At 39.8% G+C, this 16,521-nt stretch carries 15 protein-coding genes; 6 read left to right on the top strand and 9 right to left on the bottom strand.

What is annotated here, in order from left to right:
• Nucleotides 1-22: 22 nt before the first annotated feature.
• The 3 genes from pheT to rpsT form a co-directional block, all read right to left on the bottom strand.
• Nucleotides 23-2,422, bottom strand: coding sequence for a phenylalanine--tRNA ligase subunit beta (pheT, locus tag AC1MCB_RS01045; RefSeq protein ID WP_479966891.1), 2,400 nt, complete (start codon nt 2,420-2,422; stop codon nt 23-25).
• 64 nt (nt 2,423-2,486) lie between these two features.
• On the bottom strand, nt 2,487-3,185 hold the full coding sequence (radC, locus tag AC1MCB_RS01040; protein WP_479966890.1) for a RadC family protein: 699 nt from the start codon (nt 3,183-3,185) through the stop codon (nt 2,487-2,489).
• A gap of 83 nt (nt 3,186-3,268) precedes the next feature.
• Nucleotides 3,269-3,523 (bottom strand): 30S ribosomal protein S20, encoded by a 255-nt coding sequence (gene rpsT, locus AC1MCB_RS01035; RefSeq protein ID WP_479966889.1) that lies wholly within the window; start codon nt 3,521-3,523, stop codon nt 3,269-3,271.
• 327 nt (nt 3,524-3,850) lie between these two features.
• On the opposite strand from rpsT, the gene AC1MCB_RS01030 reads away from it, so the two are divergent.
• The gene (locus AC1MCB_RS01030) at nt 3,851-4,471 is read left to right on the top strand and encodes a hypothetical protein (RefSeq protein ID WP_479966888.1); all 621 of its coding nucleotides are present in this window, start codon (nt 3,851-3,853) and stop codon (nt 4,469-4,471) included.
• 77 nt (nt 4,472-4,548) lie between these two features.
• A complete protein-coding gene (locus tag AC1MCB_RS01025; protein ID WP_479966887.1) occupies nt 4,549-5,511 on the top strand; it encodes a zinc dependent phospholipase C family protein in 963 nt (320 codons plus the stop codon).
• Here AC1MCB_RS01025 and AC1MCB_RS01020 read toward each other — a convergent pair.
• From AC1MCB_RS01020 to AC1MCB_RS00995, 6 genes are all read right to left on the bottom strand, one after another.
• Nucleotides 5,508-6,164 carry a DedA family protein gene (locus AC1MCB_RS01020; RefSeq protein ID WP_479966886.1) on the bottom strand — a complete coding sequence of 219 codons (657 nt, stop codon included), beginning with the start codon at nt 6,162-6,164 and terminating at the stop codon, nt 5,508-5,510. The genes AC1MCB_RS01025 and AC1MCB_RS01020 overlap by 4 nt on opposite strands.
• Nucleotides 6,165-6,323: 159 nt before the next feature.
• Nucleotides 6,324-7,448, bottom strand: a complete 1,125-nt coding sequence (gene dnaN / locus AC1MCB_RS01015) for a DNA polymerase III subunit beta (protein ID WP_479966885.1) — start codon at nt 7,446-7,448, stop codon at nt 6,324-6,326.
• A gap of 155 nt (nt 7,449-7,603) precedes the next feature.
• Nucleotides 7,604-9,238 (bottom strand): gliding motility-associated ABC transporter substrate-binding protein GldG, encoded by a 1,635-nt coding sequence (gene gldG, locus AC1MCB_RS01010; RefSeq protein WP_479966884.1) that lies wholly within the window; start codon nt 9,236-9,238, stop codon nt 7,604-7,606.
• A 50-nt stretch (nt 9,239-9,288) separates the two neighbouring features.
• The gene (gene gldF / locus AC1MCB_RS01005) at nt 9,289-10,017 is read right to left on the bottom strand and encodes a gliding motility-associated ABC transporter permease subunit GldF (protein WP_479966883.1); all 729 of its coding nucleotides are present in this window, start codon (nt 10,015-10,017) and stop codon (nt 9,289-9,291) included.
• 217 nt (nt 10,018-10,234) lie between these two features.
• Nucleotides 10,235-10,948 carry an ATP-binding cassette domain-containing protein gene (locus tag AC1MCB_RS01000; protein ID WP_479966882.1) on the bottom strand — a complete coding sequence of 238 codons (714 nt, stop codon included), beginning with the start codon at nt 10,946-10,948 and terminating at the stop codon, nt 10,235-10,237.
• Between the two features lie 134 nt (nt 10,949-11,082).
• Nucleotides 11,083-11,670: a porin family protein gene (locus tag AC1MCB_RS00995; RefSeq protein ID WP_479966881.1), complete on the bottom strand. Its 588-nt coding sequence runs from the start codon at nt 11,668-11,670 to the stop codon at nt 11,083-11,085.
• A 174-nt stretch (nt 11,671-11,844) separates the two neighbouring features.
• Between AC1MCB_RS00995 and AC1MCB_RS00990 the strand changes: the two genes are divergently transcribed.
• From AC1MCB_RS00990 to AC1MCB_RS00975, 4 genes are all read left to right on the top strand, one after another.
• Nucleotides 11,845-13,323 (top strand): glycine--tRNA ligase, encoded by a 1,479-nt coding sequence (locus AC1MCB_RS00990; RefSeq protein WP_479966880.1) that lies wholly within the window; start codon nt 11,845-11,847, stop codon nt 13,321-13,323.
• Between the two features lie 62 nt (nt 13,324-13,385).
• On the top strand, nt 13,386-14,012 hold the full coding sequence (locus AC1MCB_RS00985) for an SET domain-containing protein (protein ID WP_479966879.1): 627 nt from the start codon (nt 13,386-13,388) through the stop codon (nt 14,010-14,012).
• A gap of 50 nt (nt 14,013-14,062) precedes the next feature.
• Nucleotides 14,063-15,103, top strand: a complete 1,041-nt coding sequence (locus AC1MCB_RS00980) for an NAD-dependent epimerase/dehydratase family protein (RefSeq protein ID WP_479966878.1) — start codon at nt 14,063-14,065, stop codon at nt 15,101-15,103.
• 177 nt (nt 15,104-15,280) lie between these two features.
• Entirely contained in the window at nt 15,281-16,099 is an 819-nt protein-coding gene (locus tag AC1MCB_RS00975) for a murein L,D-transpeptidase catalytic domain family protein (RefSeq protein WP_479966877.1), read from the top strand.
• The last annotated feature ends 422 nt before the right edge of the window (nt 16,100-16,521 follow it).

Raw genomic sequence — 16,521 nt, 5'->3', positions numbered from 1 at the left:
ATTAGTTGCCTTCGCTCCTTTATTACTTTCTGATCTCTGCACCAGCTTCCTTTTCGAAATTATAAATTAATTTCTGAACGGTACTGTCAATCTGTTTATCTGTAAGGGTTTTTTCCTCATCCTGGAAAATAAAACTTAATGCATATGATTTTTTCCCCTCAGGAAGCTTATCACCCTGATAAACATCGAACACGTTTACTTCTTTCAACAATTTCTTATCGGTACGCAGCGCTATTTGCCTTAGCTGCTCAAATGTTACTTCCTTATTCAACAGCATAGAAAGATCCCGGCGAACAGAAGGAAATTTTGAAATTTCCTGATAAGCAATTACGTTATTGCGGATTGACTTTAAAACTAAATCCCAATTAAAATCAGCATAGAAAACTTCACCAGAAATATCAAGTTTCTTTAGAGCACTTTTAGAGACACTACCCATGTTTACTAATGCTTTATCACCTCTCAGGTAGCTAAGGCCATATCCGAAACTATCTGACACTTTAGTGGATTGATTCAACCCTTTGATATGTAACCGGTTGATAACACCATCCACAAAAGCCTTTAAATTATAAAAGCTGGATTTCTGGGAAGATATGCCCCAGTTTTCAGAGTGCTGCTCTCCTGTTATAAAAATTGCAAGACGCTGATTTTCATTGTAAGCATCCGCATCCAGATTGTAGATCTTACCAAATTCGTAAAGTTTCAAATCAGCCTTACGTCGATTTTGATTATAAGATATTGCCTCCAGTCCGGAGAAAAGTAAACTCTGACGCATCACATCCAAATCGGTACTTAAAGGATTCAAAATCCTGACAGCAATCTCTGGATCCGCTGAATACGATAACTTGGTGAGTGAATTAGAAAGGATTTCATTAAAACCGTTGGCAGTTAACAAGTCGGCTACCTGGTTTTGCACAACTTCACTGTCAGGCTTAGGAGCATAATTTAATGAAGCTCTGATCTGAGAAGGAATCTCAACGTTATCATATCCGTGAATTCGTAGAATCTCTTCAATGATGTCAACTTCTCTGGTTACGTCAACCTTAAAAGCTGGCACTTCTAAAGCCAGACCACTTTCATTCTCGTGTAATATAGAGATGCCTAAACCGATCAGTATTGACTTAATTTCATCATGTGGTACAGATTTTCCAATTAACCGATCCACATTTTTATATGTAATGTTAATCGCAAAAGGTTGTGCCGGTGTAGGATAGATGTCAGAAACCGACGATGAAATAGTACCACCTGCAACTTCCTGAATTAATATGGCGGCCCTCTTTAAAGCAACCACTGTCATGTTAGGATCAGTGCCCCGCTCAAATCTGAATGAAGCATCGGTTTTTAAACCAAAACGTTTGGAGGTTTTGCGCACTGACACTGGATTGAACCATGCGCTCTCCAGAAAAATATTCTTGGTTTCAATATCTACGCCTGAACCAATGCCGCCAAAAACGCCCGCAATACACATGGGCATTTCCGCACTACAGATCATCAGGTCATCAGCTGACAACTTCCTTTCAACTTCATCTAAGGTAGTAAATAAAGTCCCTTCAGGACATTTTGTAACAATCACTTGTCCACCGGCTATTGCATCCGCATTGAATGCATGCAAGGGTTGACCTAAATCGTGCAAAATGTAATTAGTGACATCTACTATGTTATTAATGGGACGCACGCCGATCACGTTAAGCTTCTCTTTTAACCATTCGGGTGATTCTTTAACACTCACACCACTGATCGTGACCGATGAATAACGTGGACAAGCTTCTGAATCCTCGACGGTTACAGGAATTTCAAGACTATTATTATCTGTCTGAAAAGCTGAGACATCTGGCATCTCTATCGATGTTCCTAGGTAGGCACTTAAATCCCTTGCAACACCCAGATGGGAGGCAGCATCAGCCCGGTTAGGCGTCAATCCAATTTCAAAAAGGTAATCGTCCTCGACCTTAAAATATTCCTTTGCTAACGAACCTATCATCGCATCTTCTGCCAGAACCATAATTCCATCATGGTCAGATCCTAATCCAACTTCATCCTCAGCGCAGATCATCCCTTCAGAAACCTCGCCCCTGATCTTTGATTTGTTTATTTTGAAGGGTTCACCACTAATAGGATATACCGTAGTGCTTACGGTAGCAACCACAACCTTCTGCCCGGCAGCAACGTTACTAGCGCCACAAACTATCTGCAGATCGTCACCGTTTCCCACATCAACCTTTGTCACCTTTAGCCGATCAGCATTGGGATGTTGAACACAGTCCTTCACATAGCCAATAAGCAAACCTTCAAGCCCTCCTGGAATAGTCTGAACCTTTTCAAGGCTTTCTACCTCTAAGCCAATATTGGTCAGTATCAAAGAAATTTCTTCAGGAGTTTTGTCTGTTTTAATGAACTGCTTAAGCCATTTATAAGAAATCTTCATGTTCTGTTTTTGCTAAACGGCAAAGATAGAAAAGATATGAGATTTGAGATGGCGGGAAGTGGTTTTAAAGCATTCCTTCGTCTGTAAAACTGAAGAATCCTGTATCTGTGATAATGAGATGATCCAAAACCGGAATATCCAGAAAGGCGCCAGCCGACTTCAACTTCCGTGTAAGATCAATATCCGCCTGACTCGGTTTCAAATTTCCGGAAGGATGGTTATGAGCCAAAATCACTGATGATGCATGATTTTGTAGAGCTGTGTTAAATATTATTTTGGGATCAGCAACCGTACCTGCCTGACCACCTTTACTTATTAATTGCTTGGAGGTAATTTTATTTGCCCGGTTTAAAAGCAATATCCAAAACTCTTCATGATTTAGATCAGCGAACTGAGATTTTATCGCTTCGTAAGCGTCCTTGCTGCTGTGTACCAAAACCTGATGTTGTCTGATGGTATCTTTCCGTCTTCGACCTAATTCTAAGGCGGCAATTATCGATATAGCTTTAGCGTCACCGATTCCTTTAAATTTTGAAAGATCTTGAATGTTCAACTTGCTAAGAAAATTTAGATCATTATTACAGGTGTGCAGAATCCGTTTACTTAAGTCAACTGCAGATTCGTTGCGACTGCCGGATCCAATCAGGATTGCGATCAATTCAGCGTCACTTAAAGAACGTCGTCCCTGCAACGACAGCTTTTCGCGAGGGCGATCTTCTTCCGCCCATAGTTTAATGGTGATTTTTTCTTCGTACTCTGCCATTACTAAATCTAATTAATAAAGACAGAAAAACAAAAAAGGGTTCCGATGTATACCGGAACCCTTTAAAAGATAACTTTTGAGTATTATTTCAAGTTGTTAACGTATTTAGTCAACTTAGATTTATTGTTTGAAGCTTTGTTTTTGTGAATAACATTCTTTTTAGCCAAACGATCAAGCATAGAGATCACCTTCGTTAAAAGTGTTGAAGCTTCTGCTTTATCCGTAGAGGAACGCAATTTCTTGATCGCATTACGGGTAGTCTTCGCCTGATATCTGTTACGTAAACGCTTTGCAGCGTTTGATCTGATTCTTTTAATTGATGATTTATGATTTGCCATTTGTTAGCTTAATTTTTCTGTATTCCTTTAAGGACTGCAAATATAGACCGTTTATTTTAATTTCAAAAGAGATTTCTAAATATTATATGCCAATATATCGAACTAGCAAAAAACTTTGTAAAACATTATATGTATATTAAGTTAATGTTAAATTAATATAATATTTATTAGCCTCTCATGATTGAATCAAGCGAAATAGCTCTTCCTTTGAAGAAGGACACAAGGTACATTTCAACTAATACCGTTTCAATAAACCCCAATACAATACTTTACACGTTAGTTTATCTTGTACTTCTGTTATTAGGTATAGAGTTAATACTTCTTTTTATGAAGTATTATCTAAATTATAACACCCGGCTTTTTAATCTGATTGAAGGTTTTTTTGATTTTGACAAAGAAGCAAACTTCCCTACTCTACTCTCAACTATTCTGCTATTGTTTGCATCCCTATTATTGTTATTTATTTATAAATGGGCGGTTAAAAAAAACTTCTACTGGCTTTTCCTTAGCGGACTATTCCTGTTTCTTTGTCTCGATGAGTCAACCCAGATTCATGAAAAGTTTGATAAAATCAAGTCGAGGGTCGATTTGTTGGAAAATTCATCTTTGGCACATGCGTGGGTTCTACCGTACTCAGCATTGGTAATCTTTCTACTGATTTTTCTAAAGAGTTTCCTACTGAGTTTACCAGTAAAAACACGAAATCTGCTTATTTTCTCAGGTGTTATTTTTGTAACTGGTGCTGTGGGAATAGAAATCATTGAGGGCCAGCTTAAAGTCTTCAGCGGGGGCGTTGATAACTTAACTCTCGATTTGCTTTACTGTATTGAAGAGGTTAGCGAGATGGTCGGAGTAATACTATTTATCTGGGCTTTGTTACGATACATTGCCCCGAACGAATCTTTCATCTCAATTAAGATTAATAAGCCTCATACAAGGAACTTATAATAACATTACAAGCGCTCATATGCTGCTCCATAGCTTACCATGCTTCCTTTGACACTGTGAATTCTTTATATTAAAAGATGAAGAGACTCCTTTGCCACTTAATTCTGTTAATTTGTTTGGTTGCGTTTAGCTCTTGGGGATTTTTCGCCCACCAGCAAATTAACCGTCTGGCGGTCTTTACCTTGCCCAAGGAAATGATTCGCTTTTATAAAAGCAATATTAATTACATTGCCGAGCATGCCGTCGATGCAGACAAACGCCGCTACGCAGACACCGCGGAGGCAGCCCGGCATTTTATTGATATTGACCGCTATGGTCCTACGCCCTTTGACAGTGTGCCTCAGAAATGGAGTTCAGCAGTTGCCAAATATTCAGAGAAAACTTTAAAGGAAAATGGGACAGTTCCCTGGCAGATAGAAAGATCATATTATTCCCTCGTCAAAGCTTTCCAGAACAGAGACTCTGCAAAAATATTAAGGATTTCCGCCAACCTTGGCCACTACATTGGTGATGCACATGTACCCCTCCATACTACGGAAAACTACAATGGACAACTGTCTGATCAGATAGGCATACACGCCTTCTGGGAAAGTAGATTACCTGAATTATTTGCTAAGAACTATGATTTTTATAGTGGCAAGGCCAGATATATTGAACACCCTCTAAAAGAGGCTTGGCGTATCGTCCAACATGCATTTCACTTAAAAGACTCTGTTCTTTTGATTGAAGCCCAACTAAACGCTATTTTCCCTTCCGACCAAAAATACAACTTTAGTGATCGTAACGGCAAAGTGATTAAACAATACTCTGAAGCATACTCGGAGTCTTACGCGAAAGCCTTAAACGGTATGGTCGAAACTCAAATGCGTTCTTCAATTGCCACAATAGGTAATTTTTGGTATTCCGCATGGGTTGATGCAGGGCAACCGAACTTAAAAAATCTGCGGCGACTAAAAAGCACCGACGAAGAGCGACAGCAGATAGAAAAAGAGGAAAGACTCTTTAAACTAGGGAAGATATTGGGCCGCGAAGAAAACTAAGCCGCACTTTTTTTCATGTCCCTTTTAGTTTTTATACCAGCGAATATCGCCGGTAAAATCGTTAACACGATAATAACCAGCATTACGTAAGTGAAATTATCCTTAATTACAGGAATATTGCCAAAAACAAAACCAAGGCCCAGGAAGCTGATGATCCAAAGAAGGGCACCAATCACATTGAAATAGGTAAACTTTCCAATGTTCATTTTACCGACACCCGCTACAAAAGGTGCAACCGTTCTGAAAATAGGTAAAAACCGACTAAAAATTACCGCCTTTCCACCTTGCTTATTAAAGAACTCTTGAGTTTTGATGTAATACTCAAGTTTTAATATCCGGTTATGCTCTTTAAATACTTTAGGCCCGAGTATACTACCCAAATAATAATTAACAGAATTGCCTGCAATTGCGCCGATAATGAGCAATATGCCCATAAGATAAATGTCTAAACCAGTATTGCCTTTAGCTATCAAAGCCCCCACGGCAAATAACAAAGAATCGCCGGGTAAAAAAGGAGTTACAACGAAACCCGTCTCGGCAAATATGATCAGGAAAATAATAAGGTAAGTCCATGTTTGGTAATCGCTGGCGATTTCCACAAGATGCTTGTCAATATGAAGGATAAAATCTAAAACGCTGCTTACTACTTCCACAATTTTTTGGTTAATAGATGATGAATATGAATTGGTGGCTTACGCCAAATTTATGCCATGTTTAATCTGGAGCAAAAATAGAAATTCCGGCAATACGGGCCGGAATTAATCTGTCATGAAGTGTAAACTTTATGTTAAGTTTTGCTCAGAAGCCAAAAATCACGCGTAAGAATTCAACATTACGGGCATCACCAGCATTAATACATCTTCGTTATCATCATGAGTTTGGGGCATTAGCAATCCTGCTCTGTTGGGAGTGCTCATTTCCAAAAGCACTTCTTCGCCGCCCAAATTATTTAGCATTTCGATAAGAAATTTTGCATTAAACCCAATTTCCATATCCTCTCCTTCATATTGGCAGCTTAGTCGCTCATGAGCCTCATTTGCAAAATCAATATCTTCCGAGGAAATGTTTAGTTCACTTCCGGTGATTTTTAATCGGACCTGATGTGTAGTTTTATTTGCGAAAATAACAACCCGGCGAAGGCAGTTTAAAAACAGGCTTCGGTCTATAATCAGTTTATTAGGATTGTTCTGAGGAATTACCGCTTCATAATCGGGGTAACGCTCATCAATTAACCGGCAAATTAGGTTAATATTTCCAAAGCGGAAAAACGCACTGGTACTATTATACTCAACTGAAACACTCTCATCGTCATTTGGCAATGACGATTTCAAAAGCGTCAGTGCTTTCTTAGGCAGGATAAAGGTAGTAGCCGACTCTGATTTTGCATCTTTACGACGGTACCGAACCAATTTATGTGCGTCGGTAGCAACGAAAGTGACGTGCTCGGGGCTAAGCTGACAGAAAACACCTGTCATAGCTGGACGTAGCTCATCGTTACTAACGGCAAACAAAGTCTTGTTGATCGCTTCAGATAAAACGGAAGCTTGCATATTCACTGAAGACGCGTTTTCAACAACCGGAATTTTAGGAAAGTCTTCGCCGTTCTCTCCACTCAATTTATACTTGCCATCGCCGGCGCTAATTTCAATTGAAAACGTGGTGTCATCAACTGAAAAAGAAATAGGCTGATCGGGCAAGGTTTTAAGTGTCTCCAATAATATCTTAGAGGGTATCGCAACTTTTCCGTCTTCCTTCGATTCAACAGGGAGGGTCGTGGTCATACTTGTCTGCAAATCAGTGGCTGATATCGTCAATATCCCATCTTTGATTTCAAATAGAAAATTTTCAAGGATTGGCAATACCGTACTGCTGCTCGATGCTCCGTTAACTGCCTGCAACTGCTTTAATAAGATGGATGTTGAAACAATGAATCTCATGTTCTAAAATCTGAATGATTAATAAGGTAGGGCAATTGTCTAATAAAACAAAATGCTAAGATGCATTCCTCAGGCCTAACCAAGCTCAAAAATATAAATTCCTTGCAGATACTGCTAAAGAAGATACCAACATAAATTTAGAGATGTTAATATTATTATCGTGCGTATTTCTGTAGCCTATAGAAATGCCTTGCAATCCCGAAAATAAGCAACAATAATAAAGGTAGCCCGATATTTAAAATCTGCCAAAAGGTCTTGTCAGTCCGAATCCGCGCCCGGTCAAGCAATCTGATCTTTATTTCTTTATTACGGAGTTGAATAATCCCCGAATCGTCTGTCAGATAATCTGCTGCGTTAAGCAACAAGTTTTTATTCCCATATTGCTGTTGTGTGTACCGGTCATAACCTAAAGGGAAAGGTGAACCGTCTGTACTGCTAACTTGATTTTTTAGAATGTCACCGTCCGCCAGAACAATCATCTTAGTAGGTTTGCTTTGTGGCGGTATTGCCGGTATTGACAATGCGCTGCCTACCCCCTCCGGTATAGGCCGGTTTCTGTAGTTAGAGGGAAAAGTTCCTTCAAGTAATACGCCAACTGGCCTGGGGACATTCTTGAACGCCTCCGGATCAGGTTCCTGCTCAACCATTTGTAATGAAAGCATCGTTGGCGTCTCCAGTGTTCGGCTGAAAGGCGAAGTTGACAGAATAACTTCTTTTTGCACGCCTTTAACCGCAATGGTGTCAATGGTTCCTGAAAATTCACTGCGAATACCATCCAGGTTTTTAACCAATGGATGTGTAGATGTAGGAACAAATATGGGATAAAACAACCATGGCAGCATTTGTATCTGGCTTTGTCCTCCCACATTTCCAACGCTGACCGGCACTTCGGCACAGTTCATATCCGCAACCAAATTGTAATTAATACGCACTCCATATTTAAAGAGAATATCGTCCAGATTAAGCTTTTTCGCAAACGCCAGCTGTTGCCCTGCCCCCCGTAAACTATCCAACTCGGCACTCACCTGATCAATGGCCCACAATACCCGGCCACCTCGCATCACAAAGTTATCTATCTTAAACTTTTCTGCCTCGGTGAATTCCCGGTCAGGTTTTGGAATTACCAAAACTGATAACTTGTCCAACCCCTCAATCGGAATAACCTTGAGGTCGACACGCCCCACCTCATAACCATCTTCCAGCGACTTCATCGCATCGTTTAACTGCAGATCATTTAGCTCATTATGCCCTTCGGTGAAACCAATACGCGGTTTACCACCCTGACTTAACTTTTTTATAGCGCTGGCAAACGCATATTCGAGATTCTGAGCAGAGTTATTTAAAACTTCTTCAGGCGATGCTCCCGAACGGTTTTGCAAGATTTTTACAGCAAGTTGCTTTCCTTTATAAGTTAGTAAGGCCGCCGGAAAGATCAATTTTTGCGACATTCCGTCTTCGGTTTTTACACTAAGATTTGTGGGTTCGATCCCTTTTTCAGCAAGTTCCTGTAAAGCAGTTTCCTGATTTTTGGTGTCCCCTAATGACGGATTTACAAAAGTATACTGGAGATTGCCATCAGAATAGGCCTTAAGATCTTCTAAAATATCGCGGGTGGAGTTTCTTAGGCGCTTAAATCCGGCTGGCAGATCGCCTTCAAGGTAAACGGTCACTTGTAATTCGTCCTCTAGTTTGGCTATTACATTTTTACTGACTGACGATAAAGTGTAACGTTTCTCTTTTGTAAAGTCAAAACGGGTAAAGAAATAAGATGAACAAATATTCAATACCATCAAAAAACCGATAAAACTTATGAGATATATCAAATCCCTCTTCCGACGATTTACCATTTTCTACCTCCTAATATGGTCTTGGTGATAAGCAGAAAAAGGCTAATAAAACTTATGAAAAAGATGAGGTCGCGTGTGTCTAATACTCCCCGACTTATGGATTGGTAATGTTCGTTAATTCCGAAACCAGTAATTACAGTATCAATAGTTTGAAGAGGTAATAGCTGGCTGACGGAATCCAAGCCACTGAAAGTAAAAAAAGATAGAAAGACGGCAATTGTAAATGCGATAATTTGATTCTTACTAACAGAAGAAGCAAACACGCCAATAGCGGCAAAAGAACCTGCTAATAGAAATAAGCCGATGTATGAGCCAATTACAGCCCCCGAATCTATATTTCCCGTTGTAACACCAAGCTCGTAAACACTTATATAATAAATTAATGTAGGCAGTAATGCAAAAATAACGATTAGTAAACAAGCAAAGTATTTTCCAAGCACAATCTGCCAATCTGTTAATGGTCTTGTTGCTAATAACTCAAACGTGCCTTCTTTTCTTTCCTCAGCCAGCGAACGCATCGTAATAGCGGGTATCAAAAACATGAAAATATATGGAGCGATATTGAAAAGACTTTCGAGGCCTGCATACCCGTAGTCCAGAATACTTGTCTCCGGAAAAACCCATAAAAACAGACCAGTGATCAGCAAGAACGCACCAACTGATATGTACGCAACAAGAGAATTAAAGAAATCCCTAAGATCTTTTTGGAGGATAGTTAACATTTACTTCTTAACGTAGGAAAAATCATTCGTCATATTTTTAAACCTGCCGAAAATACTACAATATTATTCAAAGCGAAACACTATGGTAAAAAGCGCTATAAACACAACGTGTTTGGTGTTAATACTTAGAATTTAACTACTGCTTTAATGCGAGACAGAAATCCGGCAGACACTTTTTTGTAAAAAAAAAGCAAATAACTAGCTCATTAAAAGTCGGTTATATCCCCCGGGTAAGCATTATAAAAATTTCTTCAAGAGTTTTACCAGGATGGTCGACTTTCAAGTTTTCCAAAGAATTATTTGCCACCAGGGTTCCTTTGTTAATAATCAGTACCTGGTTGCAGATTGCATCAACTTCCTGCATTATATGCGTAGAAAAGATCACTGTTTTCGACTTTCCTAGTTCTTGTATTAAACTTCGTATGCCTAATATTTGATTTGGATCTAACCCGGTAGTAGGTTCATCTAAAATTAAAACCGGTGGATTATGTATAATGGCTTGTGCTAAACCAACACGCTGTCTGTATCCTTTCGATAGGGCTCCGATCTTCTTATGTTGCTCTTCCCCTAAATCCGTAAGCTCAATGATTTCTGTTATTCGGCGGTGCTTATTTGTTATCTGGTGGATGTCAGCAATAAAGCTTAGGGACTCTTTTACATACATGTCCAGGTAGAGTGGATTGTTCTCCGGCAAATAGCCAATGTTACGACGCACCTCCATTGGACTCTCCGATATATCGAATCCACAAACCGTCGCATTACCAGAGGTCTGTGGAATAAAGCAGGTGAGAATCTTCATGGTGGTAGACTTTCCCGCTCCATTGGGCCCTAAGAATCCCAGAATATTGCCGGGCTGTACACTAAAACTTACTTGATTAACCGCCTTTTGTTGCCCGTAAACTTTATTAATATCCTTGACTACAATGCTCATATTATTTATGATTGCGCTTTTATGAGATTTCAGGGCTCAAAAAAAGCGGTTCCTGACTGAATTGAACCGCTTCGAAGTTATAATAAATTGGAAAATATCTTGTGAATAGTCTTTACATGTTAGACTTCTGAACCTTACTTTTCGTTCACTTTGTTAAGCAACTGTCGGCCCGGGAGGTAAATTTGAAAACCAACACCTAAATTCAGCCGGTTAGTTGTGGTTGCATTTCCGAATCCAACTCCTAAATTATATTTTAGCAATCCTTCCAGGGCGATCCGGTCTGTAACGAAATATGCCAGGCCCGGACCAAACCCAATACCCAGGCCATTTGTGTTAGTTGAAGACCGCCCTTTAACCTTAACATTAGTTCCTGTTAAGCCAGCATTCGCCTCTAAAAACCATCTGGATCCATGAATAACATCCGTAGCAGGCGAAGGAGATAAAAAATATCTCCCAAATCCACCAACTCCATAATTAAAACTTGTTGAACCAGACTGAGTATTCAAGCCCAGCAAAACTTCCGGACCAATTGCAAGGTCATCCTGAATAAAATATCCAATCTTTGGTGTAATGGCCAAATTGAAGCCGGTATTACCCTTCTGAAAATCAAGCCCCATGTTAGTTACAGATGTACCCCACATTACATTTCCGCGCTCTGTTTGCGCGTTACTTGCAAGTATCCCCGCACATGCAAATAAGATTGTAGTTAAAAGTGCTTTCATAATCAAATGATTAATTATTAGTTTATTAGATTATTGTTTTAACAATTCACTTACTTCAAAGTTTTCGCAAAAACTTGCATTAAATGCATCTGAATGCATTAGTCGTAAGACGTTATCCCCGATAATGCGTCATCGTACCGTTCATATAGCATTGTTAATTATATTTGTGCCGTTATGAGCAAAAACAACGACGAACTTTTCAAAAATGTGATAGGCCACGCTAAAGAATATGGCTTTGTGTTTCAATCAAGTGAAATCTACGACGGCCTAAGCGCAGTGTATGATTACGGCCAATTAGGCGCCGAGTTGAAAAATAACCTGAAAACTTACTGGTGGAAGAGTATGGTGCAGATGAATGAAAATATCGTTGGAATTGACTCTGCAATTTTCATGCACCCAAAAATCTGGAAGGCGTCAGGACACGTCGATGGATTTGCTGACCCGATGATTGATAATAAAGATTCTCAAAAACGCTATCGCGCAGACAACCTGCTTGAAGATAAGATAGCTCGCTATGAGAAAGATGGCAAAACCGAAAAAGCGGCCAAACTGCAGGCCGACATGGATGAAGCACTTAGCTCTGATGATCTTTCACGTTTAAAAGCACTGATTGAAGAGCATGAAATCGCTTGTCCGGTTAGCGGAACACGCAATTGGACCGAAGTTCGCCAATTTAATCTCATGTTTTCAACCAGGATGGGAGCTATGGCCGAAGATTCGGACGAGGTTTATCTTCGTCCTGAGACGGCACAGGGAATTTTTGTAAATTTTCTAAACGTACAGAAATCCGGCAGGATGAAAATCCCTTTCGGAATTGCTCAAATCGGCAAAGCTTTCCGTAATGAAGTTATTGCTCGTCAATTCATCATGCGCATGCGTGAATTTGAACAAATGGAAATGCAATTCTTTGTTCGCCCTGGCACTGAAATGGAATGGTATAAGCACTGGAAGCAGGCACGTTTAAACTGGCATCTTGCCATTGGCACTTCACCTGATAAATATCGTTATCATGATCACGTGAAGTTGGCACATTATGCCAACGCAGCGGTCGACATTGAATTCGATTTCCCGTTTGGATTCAAAGAGGTAGAAGGAATTCACAGCCGTACTGATTTCGACCTGAGGCAGCATCAACAATTCTCGGGAAAAAAAATGCAATATTTTGATAACGAACTTAATGAAGAGGGGAAGCCTTACGGAAATTATATCCCATATGTTATTGAAACCTCGATAGGCCTTGACCGCATGTTTTTGCTCACGCTCTGTAATGCTTATGAAGAACAGGATTTAAGCACTGATGAAAAACAGGACTCACGTACTGTCTTGCGCCTCCACCCCGCTCTGGCTCCTATAAAAGCTGCTGTGTTACCCTTAACTAAAAAAGATGGTTTACCAGAAAAAGCGCGCGAGATCATGGATAGGTTAAAATTGGATTTTAACATGCAGTACGATGAAAAAGATTCTATAGGAAAACGTTATCGCCGTCAGGATGCAATTGGAACTCCATTCTGTATCACAATTGATCACCAGACGCTTGAAGATAATACCGTCACAATTCGTCATCGTGATACAATGGAACAAGAGCGCGTGTCAGCAGACCATCTTGATCAAATTATAGGAAACCTGGTTAGCTGGAAAAACTTAATTGCTTAATAATAGTCAATCAAACAGTTTTAGTGTTTAAGCATTATACCTAAAACTGTTTGATTGATTTTATGATACATCCCCACACCAAGCTGCAATACATCAGCCCAGAAAAAGGGTTCGGAGTAATAGCAACCCAGTTAATACCAAATGGAACTATCACGTGGGTATATGATCCGCTTGATCAGGTGTTTACTCCCGAACGAATTGGAGCCCTCAGTCCATTTTTCCAGGATATTGTATATACTTATTCCTATCGGGACAAAAACGGTGATTTTATTCTATGCTGGGATCATTCCCGCTTCATTAACCATAGTTTTCATTCAAATTGCATCTCAACAGCATATAATTTTGAGCTTGCAGTGCGGGATATTTTACCAGGCGAAGAGTTGACAGACGATTATGGTTATCTAAACTTAATAGAACCATTCGATTGTTTACCCGAGCCAGGCACCAGCCGCAAACAAGCTTTACCCAATGATCTTCTGTTTTTCTCTGCACAGTGGGATAAGCAGCTTAACGAGGCGTTTAAGCATTATACAAAAGTTAATCAACCACTAGAGGGTATAATCGATGAGGCCTACAGAAAGAAGGTAAATAAAGTTGCAAAGCAGGAAATTCCAATGGATAGTATTTTGACCTGTTATTATTCTGATTCAGCCTCTTTGATAAATGCGTCTAAAAACTCTAGCGTCTGAACTTTTGATAACACTAATTGTTTAGCCGTTAGAATGTCAACCTCGGACGCTTGCCCGATCTGACATTTTTGAGCAGAAAGGGAACCATTTTGAAAATTGCGATCACCGGGGCAAATGAATTTGTGGGAGCTTACCTATGTCGGTACTTCCAAGCTGCAGGGCATGAAATTTTAGCGTTGGCAAAACCGCAGGAACCCTCTCCAACCTTATTGCAGTTTGCCTCATACAAGCAAGCCGATATTTTAAAGCCTCTTGCTATTCTTGATGCCGATGTTTGTATTCATGCAGATAATTATCACTTAGAAACTGCACACTACCATGAACTCTTTCTAAATCATGTTGAAGGCACCCTTAATGTGGTAGAGGCTGCTCAAAACTGTTCTTATCTGATACATCTTTCCTCATCATCCGTATATCAGTTTGGAGATCAACCCGTTACAGAAAAAGACGCCAATATAGATTCGAAGCTGAGTGAGTATGGTGAAACTAAGTTACTTGCTGAAGAAGTACTTAGTTATGATATCCCGGTAAATCAAAGGCGGTTGATATTGCGCCCCCGGGTAATTTATGGGGTTGGCGATACCCTGTTTCTTCCAAAACTATTCAATCTGTTAAAGGGCCACACTATTTTCTGTACGGTAGACAAGAAAGTTAAAACCTCGTTAACTCATGTGGAAAATATAGCGTATGCTATCGACCTTTTCTTAAATCAGAAAGATGGCCAGAATCTTCAAATATTTAATGTAACTGATGATGAGGAATATCAACTCTGCGATTCAATTGTAGAACTCCTGTCGGCCATTGAAGAGCGGCCCTTAGAGTTAATAAACATTCCATCAACTCCCTTAAATGCAATTGACCGAATCTATTCAAAGTTGACATTTCTTAAGCAGTTGAACCCGTCGCTTTTCCAGGCTATCCATAAAAATTCCGTCCTTGACATTCATTGCATCCGCGAGCAGCTGGTATACAAACCTAACCGAAATCTGCATAACTCTATTGCAGAGATTGCCCGGTGGATTAAGTATATTGGTGGTAAAAAAGCCTATTCTCAACAGCTTTCAGCCGCCCCATGGCTGGTTAATTTTTAGCGTAATTGCCTTATAATCTGTACTTTTTAATAAAAAAGAGTATTTTTAAACTTAACTGTGACATACTAGTTAATCTATTGTCTTACTTTTGAGTCTACCTGTTGTAGAGCTTGCTGACATAAAGCAATTTTAAAACGATTGAAACGTTTCGAATTAAACAGAAAAGAAGGACAACTTATGAAAAAACAATCATTTTGGATTCTCACCTTATCAATTCTTGTTACCGCATTCACAGCTATCAGCTGGATCTCTGTTAAAGAAAGTCATTCTGCTTCTTCCGAAATTACCGATAAAACCGTTGTCAAGTCAACCCTTGCGGTTAATGTTACGGTTTCTGCTGAGGAACAGTTTGAGCAGCGAGTTAATGGTATTTATAATGCCGCAGGCCTGGCAGAATCTAAGCTTGACTATAATGTGTTTAAGAAGGCCTTCATTGGTTATGTTAATTTGAAGACTGCTGATCTTATCTCAGCAAAACAACTCCTGACCATTGTTGATTTTAACAAAAGCAGCACTCAAAAACGTCTGTGGATCATAGATCTAGCACAAGAAAAGCTGTTATTCAATACGTTAGTAGCTCATGGTCAGGGAAGTGGTGGCGATGTGCCTGATAAATTTTCAAATCTGCCGAATTCGCATCAAAGCAGTCTTGGATTCTATGTAACCAGTGATATTTATCATGGCAAACATGGTCTTTCGATGAAACTTGATGGAATGGACGAAGGCTTCAATACGAATGCTAAAGAACGGGCGGTTGTAATACATGGTGCAGATTATGTAAGCCAGCAATTCGTTAATCAGCGTGGACGTCTCGGCAGAAGTCACGGTTGCCCGGCTTTACCTGTCGAACTGACAAGCAAAATAATTGACAACATTAAAGGCAAAACCTGCTTATTCATAGCCGGACCTGCAGAAAAGTATAACTCTAAATATTCAGATCAACAGACCGCTATCAGCGGTTTCGTTGCGTCGACAACCGGTATAGCTGCTATATAAGAACAAACCACACTACACAATAAAAAAGGCCGTCCAGACACTATTCCGGATGGCCTTTTTTGTGCCTTACTAACCAGACCATGCTTCTGGCAGTACCAGATTGCAGTCACCAGGTATTCCTAAGCTGTTCTACAGTAAACAAGGTTCGATAACCTCTAGAATTTCATATTACCAATTTCTCCTGGAGCGCATAACTCCAAAAGGTAACTTGAATATGATCGGTTTAAATATCCTTTTTACTTGCTGGCACAGTTCATTTACAGTCCCCCCTGGTTCGACGATTACTATATACTACTATATGCTTACTATGTCATCCTTCGATCAAGATATAGTAAGCACCCTGTTAACATCTTGTTATCACATAGTAATCATCGAGGTATTCCAAATCAGTACTCTCCGCGCATCGATTCGTCTTGTCATTG

The organism is Daejeonella sp. AP26 (genome assembly GCF_056680515.1).
The sequence above is the reverse complement of the archived record's forward strand: the minus strand, read 5'-3'. Positions and strand labels throughout refer to the sequence as shown.

Coding starts and splice junctions, on each gene's coding strand:
- pheT (WP_479966891.1), bottom strand. CDS start 2,422: ATGAAGATTTCTTATAAATGGCTTAAGCAGTTCATTAAAACAGACAAA.
- radC (WP_479966890.1), bottom strand. CDS start 3,185: ATGGCAGAGTACGAAGAAAAAATCACCATTAAACTATGGGCGGAAGAA.
- rpsT (WP_479966889.1), bottom strand. CDS start 3,523: ATGGCAAATCATAAATCATCAATTAAAAGAATCAGATCAAACGCTGCA.
- AC1MCB_RS01030 (WP_479966888.1), top strand. CDS start 3,851: ATGAAGTATTATCTAAATTATAACACCCGGCTTTTTAATCTGATTGAA.
- AC1MCB_RS01025 (WP_479966887.1), top strand. CDS start 4,549: ATGAAGAGACTCCTTTGCCACTTAATTCTGTTAATTTGTTTGGTTGCG.
- dnaN (WP_479966885.1), bottom strand. CDS start 7,448: ATGAGATTCATTGTTTCAACATCCATCTTATTAAAGCAGTTGCAGGCA.
- gldG (WP_479966884.1), bottom strand. CDS start 9,238: ATGGTATTGAATATTTGTTCATCTTATTTCTTTACCCGTTTTGACTTT.
- gldF (WP_479966883.1), bottom strand. CDS start 10,017: ATGTTAACTATCCTCCAAAAAGATCTTAGGGATTTCTTTAATTCTCTT.
- AC1MCB_RS01000 (WP_479966882.1), bottom strand. CDS start 10,948: ATGAGCATTGTAGTCAAGGATATTAATAAAGTTTACGGGCAACAAAAG.
- AC1MCB_RS00995 (WP_479966881.1), bottom strand. CDS start 11,670: ATGAAAGCACTTTTAACTACAATCTTATTTGCATGTGCGGGGATACTT.
- AC1MCB_RS00990 (WP_479966880.1), top strand. CDS start 11,845: ATGAGCAAAAACAACGACGAACTTTTCAAAAATGTGATAGGCCACGCT.
- AC1MCB_RS00985 (WP_479966879.1), top strand. CDS start 13,386: ATGATACATCCCCACACCAAGCTGCAATACATCAGCCCAGAAAAAGGG.
- AC1MCB_RS00975 (WP_479966877.1), top strand. CDS start 15,281: ATGAAAAAACAATCATTTTGGATTCTCACCTTATCAATTCTTGTTACC.